The sequence below is a fragment of the Nocardioides insulae DSM 17944 genome, from assembly GCF_000422825.1.
GTDB classification, from domain to species: Bacteria; Actinomycetota; Actinomycetes; order Propionibacteriales; family Nocardioidaceae; genus Nocardioides; species Nocardioides insulae.
The window spans coordinates 528,939-544,163 of record NZ_AUGU01000013.1 but is presented as its reverse complement, the minus strand read 5'-3'; the positions used below and the strand labels follow the sequence as shown (position 1 = coordinate 544,163).

The window sequence follows — 15,225 nt, the reverse complement described above, 5'->3', positions numbered from 1 at the left end:
CTGAACGACGTTCAGGTTAGGGTGGGATCCGGATCCGGTCAATCGGTGACCGGCGGAGGGAGGAGTCCTGTGGGCTATCACCGGGCCGACGTGATCGGGCGTGCCGTCGACGTCCTCGACTCCTACGGGCTGGCCGACCTCACCATGCGCCGTCTCGGCCAGGAGTTGGGTGTCCAGCCCAGCGCTCTCTACCACCACTTCGCGAACAAGCAGACCCTGCTGGCCGCGGTCGCCGACGAGATCCTGCGGCGGGGCGCGCGGCCGGTGGCCGAGGGGCCGTGGGAGGTGCGCGTGGCCGGCATCGCCGCCAACCTGCGCGAGGCCCTGCTCGGCTACCGAGACGGTGCGGAACTCGTCTCCACGGTGAGGGCCTTCGACCTGGGTGCTCGCGCGCCGTACGACGACCTCGCGGCCGCGCTCGCGGGCGGGGGAGTGCCCGAGGGTCTGGTCCCGACGGCGGCCGGCACGGTGCTCCACTTCGTGCTGGGCCACACCCTCGACGAACAGACCCATCTGCAGGCGGGCAGTGCCGGCGCGATCGAGGACGACCCGCGTGAGGGGTCCGACTTCGAGCTCGGGGTGGCCCTGATCGTCGGCGGCATCCGGGCTCACGTGGGGCAGATCACGCTCTGATCGGGATGCGAACGACGGAGTTCCGCGTTGGGCATCGATGGTCCGCTCTTCAATCACTCATGTCTGGAGCCCACGTGTCTGACATCCGCGTCCTCGCCCTCGTCGGCAGCCTTCGTGCCGAGTCCGTCAACCGGAAGATCCTCGACGCCGTTCTCGCCGACGCCCCCGCCGGCGTGGCGATCGAGATCGCCGAGGGCCTCGAGCACCTGCCCTTCTACAACGAGGACATCGACACCGACGACGTCGCCCCGGCCGTCCGCAAGTTCCGCCAGGAGGTCGCCGAGGCCGACCGCATCCTGTTCGTCCTGCCGGAGTACAACGGCACCATGCCCGCCGTCCTCAACAACGCCATCGACTGGGCTTCCCGCCCGTTCGGCGAGGGCGCCATCAAGGGCAAGGCCGTCGCCGTCGTCGGCGCCGCCGGTGGTCAGTACGGCGGGACCTGGGCGCACCAGGACACCCGCCGCTCGGCGAAGGTCGCCGGCGCCAACGTGATCGAGGACATCGAGCTCTCCCACGCCTTCGCCTGGGGCACCGACCCGGCTGAGGACGCCGAGGTCGTCGCCCAGTTCGCCGCCGCCGTCGCCAAGCTGGCGGCGTACGAGGGCATCGCCTGATCCCGCTCGGTTCCGCCACCGCGCCGGTGCCCCTCAGGGGGCACCGGCGCGGTGCATTTCCCCGGTGACCAGGGCCTCGGGCGGTATCGATTGGCCGCGCGACCTACCGAGGGACACGACCTGATCGGGACCCGGGGCCGAGAGGTCCCCGCTCAGTCCGCGCTGAAGTCGGCCCGGGCCATCAGGCGCTCGCACTCGGCGATCAGGCGTGCGCGCAGCGGGGCCGCCCGCTCGCTGAAGACGCGCTGTGCCTCGGCGTACTCCCGCTTGCCGTCGGTGGTCTCGATCCGGATCGGCTCCAACCCCAGCGCGATCAGGTCGTACGGCGCGGCGCGCATGTCCATCACCCGGATTTCCCAGGCGAGCTCGAAGCAGTCGGCGACCAGATCGCTGGACACCAGCGGTAGTAGCCGGAAGGCGTGCTTGTACAGATCCATGCACGCTACGGTCGCAGTCTCTTGAAAAGGGAGGTCGGATGGATGTGAATCGCCCCGGGTTTCGTGGAGGCTCGGTTACTTGGAACCAGCCCCGGTCGGGACGGGTGTTTCAGGGTAGTGCTCGGGCGTGATGCTGGCCCAGTGGTTGGCCTCGAACTCGGCGGGCGGGACGAGCCCGATCTCGCCATGCAGGCGTCGGTGGTTGAACCAGTCGACGTATTCGGCGACGGCGATCTCGACGTCGGTGGCGTTCTTCCAGCCGCCCTTGGGCCGCATGACCGGGTTGCGGATGCACTCGGCCTTGAACAGCGAGTTGAGCGCCTCGGCCATCGCATTGTCGTAGCTGTCGCCGCGGGATCCGACCGATGCGACGACCTCGGCTTCGGCGAGCCGTTCGGTGTAGCGAATCGCTCGATACTGGACTCCTCTGTCGCTGTGATGGACCAGGCCGGTGACGTCCTGACCGGCGCGCTGTCGGTTCCACAGGCCCATGTCGAGGGTGTCCAACGCGAGGTCGGTGCGCAGACTGGTCGACACCTGCCAGCCCACGATCATCCGGCTGAAGACGTCCAGGACGAACGCAACGTAGGTCCAGCCGGCGTGCGTCCTGACGTAGGTCAGGTCGGCCACCCACAGTTGGTTCGGCCCGGTCGCGACGAACTTCCGCTTCACCAGGTCCTCGGGCCGCTCGGTCTCCGCGCCGTCGCCGATGGTGGTCTTGCGGGTCTTCTCCCGCGGGATCCCGCGCAATCCCTTGGCCCTCATCAGCCGCTCGATCGTGCAGCGGGCGACCTTGACGCCCTCGCGGTTGAGCTCGGCATGGATCTTCCGTGCGCCGTAGACACCCAGGTTGGCCTTGTCGGCGACCTTGATGTCCTCGACCAGCTCGGCACCACGGATCGCGCGTGCCGACGGCGGCCTGATCTTCGATGCGTAGTAACTGCTCGGGGCGATCTGCACGCCGGCCTTCTTCAGCACAGCGCAGATCGGCTCGACCCCGACCTCGCGCCCGTCAACCACGTCGTGGCGATGGGCGTTGATGTAGGCGACTACTTGGGGGCGGGGCGGTCGAGCTCCGCCGCGAAGAAAGCCGCGGACGTCTTCAGAATGTGGTTCGCCCGCCGCAGCTCGCGGTTCTCCTGCTCGAGCTTCGCGATCCGCTCACCTCCGCTGACGTGGTGCCGGGCCGGACACCGCCGTCGATCTCGGCCTGCCGGACCCAGTTGCGCAGGGTCTCGGGATGCATGCCGAGCCGCTCGGCCACGCGGTTGATCGCACCGTGCTTCGTGGCCGGGTCCTGCCGGAGCTCGACGGCCATCCGGGTGGCCCGCTCACGCAACTCGTCGGGGTACTTCTTCGGTGCTGCCATGACTCTCATCCTCCATGGATTGAGAGCCTCCATCAGAGCCGGGGCGATTCAAGGCCGGAGCAAGCGATTGAGTCACTCGCCGGAGCGGGCCAGTTTGCGTACGCTCACAGATGTTGCGAGACACGCCGTCAGGGCGCACCTGGGCACTGACGCGCCCCCTGGGATAGCTGAGCGCGCTACCGGCTTACGTCAATGGGCAACAACGTAAAGCTACGCTAGGTCGGTGGCTGTCACCGGCGAACTCAACCTTGGGCATCTCCTAGCGGTCGCTGACATTGATCCGCGTGACGTGCGTGTGGTCCGGCATACCTACGGCTCAACGCCAGACTCGTTGAAGTCACGGAGTGACCTGACGTCAGGGAAGCTTTGGACCTACACGCGTACGCAGAGTCACGTGAACAAGATCGGCAAGTCACCCGAGCCCATCTGGCTGATCTTCATGGCGGACGGTGGCAGACGCTCACGCTTCGTCACTGCGTATGAGAACCACGGTGAGGTAGGCCAGGAGCGGACAGAACGGCTCCGATTCTTCGACCTAAGGCCGTCTGGCGTGCTGGGCAGCATGGCTGACCGGCTCGTGGTCGAGTGGTCCGGGGATACGGTCAATTGGGCAAAGAAGGGGACCTCCGCCGTTGGCTTTCCCGTGGTCGAGATTGCCGACCCCAGCAAGGTCCCGTTTCCCGGCTTTGACCACTTCGTCATCTCTCACGCCGAGCTTCAAGACGTGGTGGGTGAGGACTCGCGCTACGCCGATTGGCGTAGCGCGCTCGCGGTCGTGCAGGGCATCTACCTCATTGCTGACACCAGTACGGGGCATCTCTACATTGGCAAGGCAGACGGTAGGGAGCGGCTCCTTGGCCGGTGGAGTCATTACGCGCATGACGGTCACGGCGGCAACCTTGCCCTCCGAGAGTTGGCAGGACGCGACGCCGAGCACGCCCGTCACTTCCAATACAGCATCCTGCGTGTGTTCGGTCCAAGCGTCCCGGCAGAGGAGGTTGACCGGGCGGAGGCGCACTTCAAACGCGCGCTACTTAGTCGTCAGTACGGACTCAACAGGAACTAGCAAGCAGCCTCTCGCACTCTTCAATGAGTCGCTGACGGATGGGGGCAGCACGCTCGCTGAAGACGCGCTGTGCCTCGGCGTACTCCCGCTTGCCGTCGGTGGTCTCGATCCGGATCGGCTCCAACCCCAGCGCGATCAGGTCGTACGGCGCGGCGCGCATGTCCATCACCCGGATTTCCCAGGCGAGCTCGAAGCAGTCGGCGACCAGATCGCTGGACACCAGCGGTAGGAGCCGGAAGGCGTGCTTGTACAGATCCATGCCGGCGTGCAGACAGCCGGGCTGCTCGAAGGCGGCCCGATCCTCGCGGCCGGGGGAGAGGGTGTTGAGCGGACGGGCGGGCGGGGTGAAGAAGCGGTAGGCGTCGAAGTGGCTGCACGCGATCCGGTGACCCTCGACCACCCGATCGGTGCCGTCCGGGCCCAGGCGCAGCGGCCAGGCCGCGTGCCGGGTCTCGTCCTCGGTGAGGCGGTAGACCATCGCCCACTCGTGCAGCCCGAAGCACCCGAAGTGCGCGGGGCGGCCCGCTGTCGCGGTCAGCAGTCGGTGGGTGGCGGTGACGAGTGGTTGCTGGGAAGCGAGGTGGCCCTCGGTCACCGTGACCGAGGTGTCGCCGGTGGCAGCAGGGCCGTACCCCTTGAGGTCGGCGTACTCCGGTGCGTCCGTGAGCGCGACGCCGTGGCCGGGGTGCCAGCGGCGCAGTTGCGCCGGGCGCAGCGAGTAGTAGGTGAACAGGAAGTCGAAGACGGGGTGCTTGACCCGGTCGCGGCGTCGGGAGAGGTGCGGATCGACGTACGCCGCGATGCGTCGCTCGTGTGTCGCAGCCCGCTCCGCCCAGGTCTCCCGGTCCAGCACCTCCACAGCCGACCAGGGTAGGCGGATAGGCTCGCGGGGTGCGCATCGTGAGATTCAGCCAGGCCCGTTCATCGCAGGTCGAACCCCAGTACGGCGTCCTGGTCGGTGAGCTGGACGAGTTCGGCCAGCCCGAGGCGGAGAGCAGGATCGTCGCGCTGGCCGGGGACCCGCTCTACGTCGGTGTGAAGCTGCTGGAGCAGGAGCACCGGCTCGAGGACGTCCGGCTGCTCGCGCCGGTGCTGCCGCGCAGCAAGGTGGTCGGCATCGGCCGCAACTACGCCAAGCACGCCGCGGAGCTGGGCAACGAGGTGCCCGAGGAGCCGCTGTTCTTCCTCAAGCCGAACACCACCGTGATCGGCCCCGGCGACCCCATCCTCTACCCGCCGCAGTCCGAGGAGGTCCACTACGAGGGCGAGCTGGCGGTCGTGATCAGCCGGATCTGCCGCGACGTACCCGTCGAGAAGGCCACCGACGTGATCCACGGCTACACCCTGGCCAACGACGTGACCGCACGCGATCTGCAGCGCAAGGACGGCCGGTTCACCCGGGCCAAGGGGTTCGACTCGTTCTGCCCGCTCGGCCCGTGGATCGAGACCGACCTGGACCCCCAGGACTTCGCCGACGGGCGGGCCATCCAGACGCATCTGAACGGTGAACTCGTCCAGGACGGCTCCACCAGCGACCTGATCTTCGACATCCCGACCCTGGTGCACCACGTCTCCAGCGTCATGACGCTGCTCCCCGGCGACGTCATCCTCACCGGCACCCCCGAGGGTGTCGGTCCTCTTCATGTCGGCGACGAGGTGGAAGTCTCCGTCGCCGGCCTCGGCTCACTCACGAACAAGGTGGCACCCCGTTGACCGACTCTCCCGCACTCGACCCCGTCCTGGGCGACCTCGCTCCCGAGGACGTCCGCGTCCGGTTCCCACCGTCGCCGACCGGGTTCATCCACGTCGGCAACATCCGCAGCGCGCTGTTCAACTTCGCCTTCGCGCGCCACTACGGCGGCAAGCTGGTGCTCCGTATCGAGGACACCGACACCGCGCGCAACACCGCCGAGGGTTATCACTCGATCCTCGACTCGCTGCGGTGGATGGGCCTGAACTGGGATGAGGGCCCGGAGGTAGGCGGCGAGTACGGCCCCTACCGCCAGTCCGAGCGGATGGACATCTACGCCGACGTGGCGGCCAGGCTGCGGTCGGCCGGGTCGGCCTACGACTGCTTCTGCGCCAACGACGAGGTCGAGGCCCGCCGCAAGGCGGCCGGTTCCAAGGTGCAGGGCTACGACGGTTTCTGCCGCGAGCTGAGCGCCGACCAGCGCGCCGCCTTCGAGGCCGACGGCCGCACGCCGGTGCTGCGGCTGCGGATGCCCGATGAGGCGATCACCTTCACCGACCTGGTCCGTGGCGAGATCACCTTCCAGCCGGAGAACGTGCCGGACTTCGCGCTGCTGCGGGCCACCGGCGACCCCCTCTACACGCTGGTCAACCCGGTCGATGACGCGATGATGGGGATCACCCACGTGCTACGCGGTGAGGACCTGCTCTCCTCGACCCCGCGCCAGATCGCTCTGTACGACGCGCTCGCGAAGATCGGCGTCGGGCAGGGTGCTCCGCGCTTCGGTCATCTGCCGATCGTGATGGGCGAGGGCAACAAGCGGCTCTCCAAGCGTGATGCCGGCTCCGGTCTCGGCGACTACATCGAGGGCGGCTACCTCCCCGAGGGGGTGCTCAACTACCTCGCCCTCCTCGGCTGGGGGATCGCCGAGGACCGCGACGTGTTCAGCCTGGAGGAGATGGTCGAGGCCTTCGACATCCGCCGGGTCAACCCCAATCCGGCGCGCTTCGACCTGAAGAAGATGTCGGCGATCAATGCCGCGCACATGCGCAAGCTCTCGCTGGAGGACATGACCCACCGGGTGCTGCCCTTCCTCAAGCGGGAGGGAGTGGTGTCCGACCCGGTCTCCGACCCCGACGCGCAGATGTTGGAGCTGGCGATGCCGCTGGTCGCGGAGCGGATCAACCGCCTCGACGAGGCCCCCGGCATGCTCGCCTTCCTCTTCGTCGAGGAGGCCGACTTCGCCCTCGATGAGCAGGACGCCGCCAAGCTGCTCGACGAGGCCGGCAAGGAGATCGTGCAGGCCTCCTACGACGCCCTCGAGTCGCTGGGCGAGTGGTCGACCGCGGCGATCCAGGAGTCCCTCCAGGCGAAGCTGATCGAGGAGCTCGAGCTCAAGCCGCGCAAGGCCTTCGGCCCGGTGCGGGTGGCGGTGACCGGTAAGCGGGTCAGCCCGCCGCTGTTCGAGTCGATGGAGCTGCTCGGCCGCGAGCGCAGCCTGGGCCGGCTCCGCGCCGCGTTGTGACGATGCCTCGATGACCAGCGGTCCAGGGGAGCGATGACTCCCGGTTTGGAGTACCACCAGCTCCACCGTGCCGAGCGGTGGAGCTGGTGGCGGCCGCTCGTGGGTGCGGTGTCGGTCCTCGGACTTCTCTTCGTGGTGTTGCCCGTGGTGCTCATGGTGCCGTTCCTGGTCCTGCTGGCCCTCGCCGGGGCCGGGGCGGAGGACGTGAACGGGTTCCTCACCTTCGATCCCGTCACTCCGCTGTCCTTGGCCTACCTGCTCCTCACCCTGGCCGGTGGGATCCACCTCACCATCGCGGCCACCGCGGTGCTGCACCGCCTCACCCCCGGCTGGCTGGTCTCCGTGGTGGGCCGGATCCGGTGGTCCTGGCTGGTGGTGTGCCTGGCACTGTCGATGGTCGCGCTGGGTGCTCGGATCGTGGTGGGGCTGCTCGTGCCCGTGGCCCCGGACGAGGCCGCCGTCGAGCAGTCCCTCAATCCGGTCGACCTCACCATGCTGGCCTTCGCCGTGGTGATCCTTCTCGCCACCCCGCTCCAGGCGGCGGGGGAGGAGTTCGTCTTCCGCGGCTATCTCACCCAGGCCGTGGGCGGCTGCTTCCGGCCCGGGTGGGCCGGACGCCTCGCGGCGGTCCTGGTGCCGGCGTTCGTGTTCGCCCTGGCCCACGGGGCTCAGGACCCGCCCATCTTCGTGGACCGGTTCGCCTTCGGGATCGTGGCCGGCGTCCTCGTGATCGCGACCGGGGGCCTGGAGGCCGCCATCGCGATGCACGTGCTGAACAACTTCCTGGCCTTCGGGCTCGCGGTGCTCTTCGGCGATCTCTCCAGCGCGCTCGAGCCCACATCGGGCACCTGGTGGTCGCTGCCGCTCACCCTCGCGCAGTCGCTGGTCTACCTCGGCCTGGCCCTGCTGGTGGGCCGGGCGATGGGGCTTTCCACCCGTACGCCGGCCGCGCGGCCGATCGGAGGCGCCCCCGTTTTGGCGCCGCCAAACCGCTCGTTGTAAGGTCTTCGACGTGCTCAGCCGCCGCGGTGGTCGAGCGAATTGACCACTAGGTCAATGGGGTATGGTGTAATTGGCAGCACGACTGATTCTGGTTCAGTTAGTCTAGGTTCGAGTCCTGGTACCCCAGCCAAATCCGAGTAATCGCCTCCAAAAGGAGCGAGAGTCGAGGATTTGGAGTGAAACTCCCCGAAAGGTTAGAGTTCCACTCGCTGCGAAAGGGAAAGCCCACAGGCAGAACCAAGCGGCACCGATGAGCGATCATCACACGCCCCCGTTGTGTAGCGGCCTAGCACGCCGCCCTCTCAAGGCGGTAGCGCCGGTTCGAATCCGGTCGGGGGTACAACACCGAGCGAGGGCCCGGGCAGCGAAGCTGCCCGGGCCCTCGCTCTATCGTCCTGGCCCCTTCGGTCCTGGACGGTCTCAGGCTGGAGAGCCGGGATCTCCTCATCGATCCGCCGGGCTCGGGGGGCCGAATCCGTGTGCCTACTGGGTCGGCCTATATTCTCGCCGCCAGCAGGTTCCTCGGCCCGGTCCCACGGCCCATTCATACCGAGGACGGCTCAGCTCGGCTGCGCAGGGCCCTGCCCCTTCGGCGGAGGCCGGCCCGCGCGGGTGAGTCGCCGGCTCAGCGTTCGTGCGGCCGGCCCGACGAGGTGGCCCAGGCGCAGGCACGATGGCGGTGCGAGGTCCTGTGCGGCACCGCCGACGGCGACGAGGATCCCGGGTCGCGCTCCCTCGATGGCCGCCACGGTCTCCGGCAGGGGTTCGGCGTCGGGCTCCATGGGAACGGCGAGGACGGCGCAGGCAGCCGGCCACGCGGCGGCGGCTGTGGCCCAGTCCTGGGCCGGAACGTCGGCGCCCAGGTAGCCGGTGGAGAGTCCCGCACGGCGGGCGGCGGTGGCGAAGGCGAGGATCCCGAGGTCGTGCCGGGCACCCGGTGGGAGCCCGATCAGGACTCGGGGACCGGCCGGGTGGTCCCCGGCGGCGTCGTAGGCGGAGGCGAGCCGGCGGGCCACTCCGGCGGCGATCAGGTGCTCCCCGGCGACGCTGATCTGCCCCGACTCCCAGGCACTGCCAACCTCTCGGAGCGCCGGGAGCAGCCAGTCGTCGGCGACCGTCTCGAAGGTGGCGCCACCGAACCTCCGGTCCAGGAGCGAGCCCAGGGCGGCGTGGTCGAGGGTCTCGGCCGCCCGAACCAGTGCCCCGGTGTCGGGCGGCTCGTCGCCGGGAGAGGGCAGGAGTGGCCGGGACTCGACCGCGGTGCGGCGGTTCGTCTCCTCGGCAGCCGCCCGCACCGACCAGCCTTCGCCCACGAGGGTGTGCATCATGCGCAGCGCGCGCACGGCGTACTCGTCATAGAGGCGATAGCCAGACTGGGTGCGCTCGGCCGTGCCGATCCCGTAGCGGCGCTCCCAGGCGCGGAGGGTCGAGGTGCTGACGCCGACCAATTCCGCCGCGCGCTTGATGGTGTACATGCCTCCCGCTCACCGAAGGGCTTCGCGGAGCCCCTTCTCCGACTCTTCGCCGAGCCGCCGGAAGGCGGGACCGAGCAAGGGGGCGACCCAGCGCGCGAGGCCGATGAAGGTGAACTCGGCGTGGTAGCTCAACTGGGTGCCTCCGGAGGCGGTCGGCGACAAGGTCATCGTGTCCTGGGTGCGCACGGTCGGGTTCTCTCCGCGGAGGCGTAGTCGCCGCGGTGGCCGGTCCTCCTCGACCACGTAGGTCAGCTCGGTCTGCCGACCCAAGAACCGAGAGACGTTGTGGTAGCGGGTGCCGACCCCACCGTCCCCTTCGAGCAGGGTGGTTCGGATCGTACCGGAGTCCCATTCCTCGGTCGTGGTGAAGTCCCGGAGGTAGGCGAACACCTCCTCCGGAGGGCGCGTGAGGACGAGCGTGCGACGGATGTCCATGCCGATTCCAACCTTTGACAAACCTTGTACAACGACCCTAGCGTCGTGGTCGTCCGACGGCAACGGCCCGCACGGCCATGACCCCGGACGTCATCCCCCAGCGCGAGGAGTGGCATGAGACGAAACACCGTGGCCGTCGTCGGGGCAGGCGTGGCCGGTCTGACCGCTGCCCATGTCCTGGCCTCGCGCAGGGCGGTCACGCTCTTCGAGGCCGAGAATCGGTTGGGCGGACACGCCCACACCCACGACGTATCCGTCGCGGACGGGCGGACCGTCGCGGTGGACAGCGGCTTCATCGTGCACAACGAGCGGACCTACCCCCAGTTGCTGCGACTGTTCGCCGAGCTCGGGGTCGAGACGCGCCCCACCGAGATGAGCATGAGCATCACCTGCGACACGTGCGGTCTGTCGTACGCAGGCGGGCGCGGGGTGAGCGGCATCCTCGCCCAGCCGTGGCGGGCGGCCGATCCGCGCTTCCTGCGCCTGCTCGCCGAGGTGCCGCGGTTCCACCGGGCCGCGCGCCGGCTGCTCGCCGCGGACGGGGCGGAGACGACGTGGGGGCGGTTCCTCGGCGACGGCGGCTACTCCGAGCACTTCGTCCGGCATTTCGCGGTGCCGCTGGTCTCCTGCGTGTGGTCCTCGGGGGAGCGGGACGCGCTGGCCTACCCCGCGCGGCACCTGTTCGCCTTCCTCGACCACCACGGCATGCTCGGTGTCAGGGGCTCGCCCACATGGCGCACGGTCGTGGGCGGCTCCCGCTCCTACGTCGAGCGGCTGGCCGAGCGGCTCCCCGACGTGCGCCGGGAAGAGCCCGTCTGCGCACTCACCCGGCACTCGGACGGGGTCGACGTGCGGACCGGGGACGGTCGGATCGAGACATTCGACCAGGTGGTGATCGCGACCCACGCCGACCAGGCGCTGGCCATTCTCGCCGACGCCACTCCCGGGGAGAAGCAAGACCTCGGTGCGATCACCTACTCGGTCAACCGCACTCTGCTGCACCGGGACTCCTCCCTCCTCCCGCCCCAGCGCGCGGCTCGGGCCTCCTGGAACCACCGCACCACCTGCGGCCGGTCCCGGCCGGCCGGGGACGACGTGACGGTGAGCTACTGGATGAATCGACTGCACGGCCTCCAGCACGCCGAGGACCTGGTGGTCACCCTCAACGGGACCGCGCTGGTGGATCCGGCGGCCGTCGTGGCCGAGATGACCTACCGGCATCCGGTCTTCACGGCCGAAGCCGTGGCCGCGGCGCAGCGGCTCCGTGCCGCCGGCGGCGACCGGCTGGCTTTCGCCGGCGCCCACCTGGGCTGGGGCTTCCACGAGGACGGCTGTCGCTCCGGGGTCGAGGCGGCGGCCGCGCTGGGGGTGGCCTGGTGAGCGCCGCCGTCCACCCGCCGTCCGTGCCCGCGCTGGTGGTGGGCAGCATCAGCCACGCCCGACACGCACCACGGCGGCACTCGTTCGACTACGCCCACTACCAGTGGCTGGTCGACCTCGACGACCTGCCCCGGCTGCCCCGGCTGCTCCGGCCGCTCGGCCGCTTCGAGGCGCGCGACCACCTCGACGGGGGCCGGGCGGGCGGTGGGATCCGTGGGGACCTGACCCGATGGCTGGCTCGGCGAGGCGTCGAGCTCGAGCCGGACGACCGGGTGCTGATGCTCGCCCACGCGCGCGCATTCGGGCACGTCTTCGACCCGCTGACGGTCTTCTGGTGCCTCCGCCCGGACTGCTCGGTGCGGGCGGTGGTCTTGGAGGTGCACAACACCTACGGCGAGCGCCATGCCTATCTGCTGGAGGGCGCCGAACACGGCCGGACCGAGCTGACCAAGGAGTTCTACGTCTCGCCGTTCAACGACGTCTCCGGCCGGTACGCCGTCGCGATCCGGCTGACGCCCGAGCTGGTCCAGGTCGTCGTCGCGCTGCACCGGGAGGGACAGCCCTGGCTGACCGCCGTGGCCCGCGGCCGACCGGTGCCGGCGACCACCCGCAACCTGCTCAGCATCGTGCGCAAGCACCTGTTCATGACCCATCGGGTGAGCCTGCTCATCCGGTGGGAGGGACTGCGCCTGTGGCGCTCCCGACTGCCTGTCCAGCCCCGTCCCCCCCATTCCCCGGAGGCCGTCAGATGACCTCGCTCACGCGCCCGATCCCACTCCAGTGGCGCCGCTCCTCGGGGGTCCGGGTGGCCCTCGCCCACCTGATCACGCGCACTGCGCTGGCTCGTGTCCCGGTGGGGGTACGGCTCCCGGACGGTACGTCGTTCACGCGGTCCGAGCCACCGTCCGACGCTCCTGTCATCGAGCTGGTCCACCCCGACGCGCTGCTCCGGCGGATCGCCGAGAGCCCCAAGATCGGCATCGGCGAGGGGTACACCGCCGGGGACTGGCGCCCCGGGGAGGGCACCGACCTGGTCGAGGTGCTGAGGCCCTTCGCCGAGCGGCTGCGCACCGTCGTCCCGCCGTACCTGACACGCCTGCGTCGGTTCGTGGACCGTCCGATCCCCTCGTCCGAGCGGAACTCGCCGGCAGGGTCGCGCCGCAACATCGAGGCGCACTACGACCTGAGCAACGAGCTGTTCGCCGCCTTCCTCGACGAGACGATGAGCTACAGCGCCGCTCTGTTCGACGATCGCCGCCCGCTCGCAGGGCAGGATCTCGCCACTGCGCAGGTACGCAAGGTGCACGCGATGCTCGATCTCGCCGACGTGCGCGCCGGCAGCCGGGTGCTCGAGATCGGCACCGGGTGGGGGACCCTTGCGATCGAGGCGGCCCGTCGAGGCGCCCGGGTGACCACGGTGACGCTCTCCACCGAGCAGGCCGAGCTCGCGCAACGGCGGGTGGCCGCCGCCGGATCGGCCGACCGGGTCGACATCCGCGTGCAGGACTACCGCGAGGTCACCGGCAGCTACGACGCGATCCTCAGCGTCGAGATGATCGAGGCGGTCGGCGAGGAGTACTGGCCGACCTACTTCGGCGCGCTCGACGAGCTGCTCGCCCCCGGTGGTGTGGTGGCGCTCCAGGCGATCCTGATGGATCACGATCGCTACCGCGCGACCCGGCGCTCCTACGGCTGGATCCAGAAGCACATCTTCCCCGGCGGCATGATCCCCTCCCTGCGGGCGATCGAGACCATCGCCCAGCGCCATACCGGTCTGCGGGTGGACCGGGCGGATGCCTTCGGGGAGCACTACGCCGAGACACTCCGGCGCTGGCGGCGCGCCTTCGACGACTCCTGGCCCCAGATCGCGGCGCTCGGCTTCGACGAGACCTTCCGGCGCACCTGGGAGTTCTACCTGGCCTACTGCGAGGCCGGCTTCGACACCGGCTACCTCGATGTGGCCCGGATCCGGCTGAGCCGGGGCGGACGGGGTGAGAGGTGGTGAGGGCCCGACCCGATGGCTTCGCGGGGCGCTCGTTCTGGATCGTGGGGGCCAGCAGCGGAATCGGCGCCGCGCTTGCGCGTGAGTTCAGCCGGCGGGGCGCCGAGGTGGCGATCAGCGCCCGCCGGGTCGACGACCTCCTGGACGTGGCACGCGACGAGATGGCGGTGGTGCCCTGCGACGTGACCGACCGAACGGCCGTGCTGGCCGCGGCCGGCGAGGTCGGGGCGAGCGTGGGTGGGCCGGACGTCGTGGTGTGGTCTGCCGGCTACTGGGACCGCTTCGACGCTGCCGCCTGGGACGCCGACGCGTTCGCCCGCCACGTCGAGGTCAACCTGCTCGGCCTCAACAACCTGCTTGCAGCGGTCCTACCGGGGATGGTCCGCGCTCGTGGCGGCCACCTGGTCGCGATCGCCTCGGTCGCCGGGTATCGGGGGCTCGCCGGGGCGGAGGCGTACGGTGCCACCAAGGCCGCCCAGCTCAACCTGCTCGAGGGCCTCCGAGCGGCCCTTCGACGCTACGGCGTCCGGGTGACCACGGTGAGCCCCGGTTTCGTCCGGACCCCGATGACCAGGGACAACGACTTCCCGATGCCCTTCATCGTCGAGCCGGAGGAGGCGGCCCTGGCGATCGTGGAGGGGCTGCGCCGGCGTCGTACCGAGATCGTCTTCCCGCTCCCGATGGCGATCCTGATGAAGACCGCCCGCGTGCTCCCGGTGCGGGCGTGGGCGGCGTTGTCGGGGCGCGCGGCCGGCCGGGGGGCGCGCTGACCGCGATCCGCTTCTCCGCCGGAGCCGGCGGCTGGAGGAACCCCGGCGCCGCACGCGGCGGCCGCGGATGGGCTGGTGTCGCCGCGGAGGTGGGAGCCCGGCCCTTCCTCGCTCGTCGGCGGTGACCTGGCCTCGAACGATCATGGTCGGTACGAGCTGGACCTCACTCCGCGTCCAGTCCGTGCTCGATGGCATAGCGGGTGAGTTCGACCCGATTGTGCATCTGTAGCTTGCGGAGGGTGTTCTGCACGTGGTTCTGCACGGTGCGGTGGGAGAGCACGAGCCGCTCGGCGATCTGGCGGTAGGACAGTCCCTTGGCGACCAGTTTGAGCACCTCGCTCTCACGGTCGGTCAGGTGCGGCTCACCCGGATCCGGTGTCTCCGAGAGGCGCTGGAACTCGCCGAGCACCAGCCCGGCCAGTCCCGGAGTGAACACGGGCTCGCCGCGGGCCACCCGGCGTACGGCGTCCAGGAGCTCCTCGCGGGAGGCGGACTTCACCAGGTAGCCGGCGGCTCCCGCCTTCACCGCGGCCAGGACGTCCGCGTGCTCCCCGGAGGCGGACAGGATCAGCACCCTGACCGAGGGGTCCAGCCGTACGAGCTCGGCCGTGACCGCGACCCCGTCCGGTGCCGGGATCTGCAGGTCGAGCAGGACCACGCCGGGCCGCGCGGCCGGGAACCTGGCCAGGGTCTGGCGCCCGTCGGCGGCGACCGCCACCACCGCGAACCCGGCTTCGGTGAGGTCGCGCTCGACGGCGTCCCGCCACAAGGGGTGGTCGTCGACCACCATCACCGTGACCGGTCCCACCGGTTCTGCGCTCATG

At 69.8% G+C, this 15,225-nt stretch carries 15 protein-coding genes, 2 tRNA genes and 1 pseudogene; 12 read left to right on the top strand and 6 right to left on the bottom strand.

Annotation, left to right across the window (positions count from 1 at the left end; all coding sequences use genetic code 11):
* Window positions 1-69: 69 nt before the first annotated feature.
* Together G515_RS0103245 and G515_RS0103240 are read left to right on the top strand one after the other, a co-directional pair.
* Window positions 70-633 (top strand): TetR family transcriptional regulator, encoded by a 564-nt coding sequence (locus G515_RS0103245; RefSeq protein ID WP_028658983.1) that lies wholly within the window; start codon window positions 70-72, stop codon window positions 631-633.
* Window positions 634-707: 74 nt separating this feature from the next.
* Window positions 708-1,250, top strand: coding sequence for an NADPH-dependent FMN reductase (locus tag G515_RS0103240; RefSeq protein ID WP_028658982.1), 543 nt, complete (start codon window positions 708-710; stop codon window positions 1,248-1,250).
* Between the two features lie 152 nt (window positions 1,251-1,402).
* On the opposite strand, the gene G515_RS0103235 is transcribed toward G515_RS0103240, so the two are convergent.
* Both G515_RS0103235 and G515_RS0103230 read right to left on the bottom strand, forming a co-directional pair.
* Window positions 1,403-1,687, bottom strand: a complete 285-nt coding sequence (locus tag G515_RS0103235; protein WP_028658981.1) for a hypothetical protein — start codon at window positions 1,685-1,687, stop codon at window positions 1,403-1,405.
* Window positions 1,688-1,762: 75 nt separating this feature from the next.
* Window positions 1,763-3,056: pseudogene (locus G515_RS0103230) on the bottom strand (IS3 family transposase).
* Between the two features lie 394 nt (window positions 3,057-3,450).
* Here G515_RS0103230 and G515_RS0103220 point away from each other — a divergent pair.
* Window positions 3,451-4,122 (top strand): GIY-YIG nuclease family protein, encoded by a 672-nt coding sequence (locus tag G515_RS0103220; RefSeq protein ID WP_245565177.1) that lies wholly within the window; start codon window positions 3,451-3,453, stop codon window positions 4,120-4,122.
* On the opposite strand, the gene G515_RS0103215 is transcribed toward G515_RS0103220, so the two are convergent.
* A complete protein-coding gene (locus G515_RS0103215; RefSeq protein ID WP_028658978.1) occupies window positions 4,109-4,981 on the bottom strand; it encodes a hypothetical protein in 873 nt (290 codons plus the stop codon). The two genes, G515_RS0103220 and G515_RS0103215, sit on opposite strands and share 14 nt — an antisense overlap.
* A 32-nt stretch (window positions 4,982-5,013) precedes the next feature.
* Between G515_RS0103215 and G515_RS0103210 the strand changes: the two genes are divergently transcribed.
* The 5 genes from G515_RS0103210 to G515_RS0103190 all read left to right on the top strand — a co-directional run bounded on the left by G515_RS0103210 (window position 5,014) and on the right by G515_RS0103190 (window position 8,679).
* Complete coding sequence (locus tag G515_RS0103210; protein WP_028658977.1) at window positions 5,014-5,835, top strand: fumarylacetoacetate hydrolase family protein; 822 nt, start codon at window positions 5,014-5,016, stop codon at window positions 5,833-5,835.
* Window positions 5,832-7,337 carry a glutamate--tRNA ligase gene (gene gltX / locus G515_RS0103205; protein WP_051217793.1) on the top strand — a complete coding sequence of 502 codons (1,506 nt, stop codon included), beginning with the start codon at window positions 5,832-5,834 and terminating at the stop codon, window positions 7,335-7,337. Before G515_RS0103210 ends, gltX begins: the two co-directional genes overlap by 4 nt.
* A gap of 33 nt (window positions 7,338-7,370) precedes the next feature.
* Window positions 7,371-8,339, top strand: coding sequence for a CPBP family intramembrane glutamic endopeptidase (locus G515_RS19280; protein WP_051217791.1), 969 nt, complete (start codon window positions 7,371-7,373; stop codon window positions 8,337-8,339).
* A 55-nt stretch (window positions 8,340-8,394) separates the two neighbouring features.
* A tRNA-Gln gene (locus tag G515_RS0103195) sits at window positions 8,395-8,469 on the top strand.
* Window positions 8,470-8,606: 137 nt separating this feature from the next.
* Window positions 8,607-8,679 (top strand) — tRNA-Glu (locus G515_RS0103190).
* Window positions 8,680-8,899: 220 nt separating this feature from the next.
* On the opposite strand, the gene G515_RS22445 is transcribed toward G515_RS0103190, so the two are convergent.
* Both G515_RS22445 and G515_RS0103180 read right to left on the bottom strand, forming a co-directional pair.
* A complete protein-coding gene (locus G515_RS22445; RefSeq protein WP_051217789.1) occupies window positions 8,900-9,814 on the bottom strand; it encodes a MerR family transcriptional regulator in 915 nt (304 codons plus the stop codon).
* Between the two features lie 9 nt (window positions 9,815-9,823).
* Entirely contained in the window at window positions 9,824-10,249 is a 426-nt protein-coding gene (locus G515_RS0103180; RefSeq protein ID WP_028658975.1) for an SRPBCC family protein, read from the bottom strand.
* A gap of 114 nt (window positions 10,250-10,363) precedes the next feature.
* Between G515_RS0103180 and G515_RS0103175 the strand changes: the two genes are divergently transcribed.
* The 4 genes from G515_RS0103175 to G515_RS0103160 are packed head-to-tail and all read left to right on the top strand — an operon-like array spanning window position 10,364 to window position 14,401.
* Window positions 10,364-11,629 (top strand): NAD(P)/FAD-dependent oxidoreductase, encoded by a 1,266-nt coding sequence (locus G515_RS0103175; RefSeq protein WP_036553830.1) that lies wholly within the window; start codon window positions 10,364-10,366, stop codon window positions 11,627-11,629.
* The gene (locus G515_RS0103170; protein ID WP_036553828.1) at window positions 11,626-12,381 is read left to right on the top strand and encodes a DUF1365 domain-containing protein; all 756 of its coding nucleotides are present in this window, start codon (window positions 11,626-11,628) and stop codon (window positions 12,379-12,381) included. Before G515_RS0103175 ends, G515_RS0103170 begins: the two co-directional genes overlap by 4 nt.
* Complete coding sequence (locus G515_RS0103165; RefSeq protein ID WP_028658973.1) at window positions 12,378-13,634, top strand: SAM-dependent methyltransferase; 1,257 nt, start codon at window positions 12,378-12,380, stop codon at window positions 13,632-13,634. Before G515_RS0103170 ends, G515_RS0103165 begins: the two co-directional genes overlap by 4 nt.
* On the top strand, window positions 13,631-14,401 hold the full coding sequence (locus G515_RS0103160; RefSeq protein ID WP_036554136.1) for an SDR family NAD(P)-dependent oxidoreductase: 771 nt from the start codon (window positions 13,631-13,633) through the stop codon (window positions 14,399-14,401). Before G515_RS0103165 ends, G515_RS0103160 begins: the two co-directional genes overlap by 4 nt.
* 163 nt (window positions 14,402-14,564) lie before the next feature.
* Here the strand turns inward: G515_RS0103160 and G515_RS0103155 are convergent, their stop codons facing one another.
* Window positions 14,565-15,224, bottom strand: coding sequence for a response regulator (locus G515_RS0103155; protein ID WP_028658971.1), 660 nt, complete (start codon window positions 15,222-15,224; stop codon window positions 14,565-14,567).
* Window position 15,225: the final 1 nt, after the last annotated feature.

Bases quoted from the DNA above. Each gene is read 5' to 3' on its own strand.
- G515_RS0103235 (WP_028658981.1), bottom strand. From the start codon at position 1,687: ATGGATCTGTACAAGCACGCCTTCCGGCTACTACCGCTGGTGTCCAGC.
- G515_RS19280 (WP_051217791.1), top strand. From the start codon at position 7,371: ATGACTCCCGGTTTGGAGTACCACCAGCTCCACCGTGCCGAGCGGTGG.
- G515_RS22445 (WP_051217789.1), bottom strand. From the start codon at position 9,814: ATGTACACCATCAAGCGCGCGGCGGAATTGGTCGGCGTCAGCACCTCG.
- G515_RS0103180 (WP_028658975.1), bottom strand. From the start codon at position 10,249: ATGGACATCCGTCGCACGCTCGTCCTCACGCGCCCTCCGGAGGAGGTG.
- G515_RS0103175 (WP_036553830.1), top strand. From the start codon at position 10,364: ATGAGACGAAACACCGTGGCCGTCGTCGGGGCAGGCGTGGCCGGTCTG.
- G515_RS0103165 (WP_028658973.1), top strand. From the start codon at position 12,378: ATGACCTCGCTCACGCGCCCGATCCCACTCCAGTGGCGCCGCTCCTCG.
- G515_RS0103155 (WP_028658971.1), bottom strand. From the start codon at position 15,224: ATGAGCGCAGAACCGGTGGGACCGGTCACGGTGATGGTGGTCGACGAC.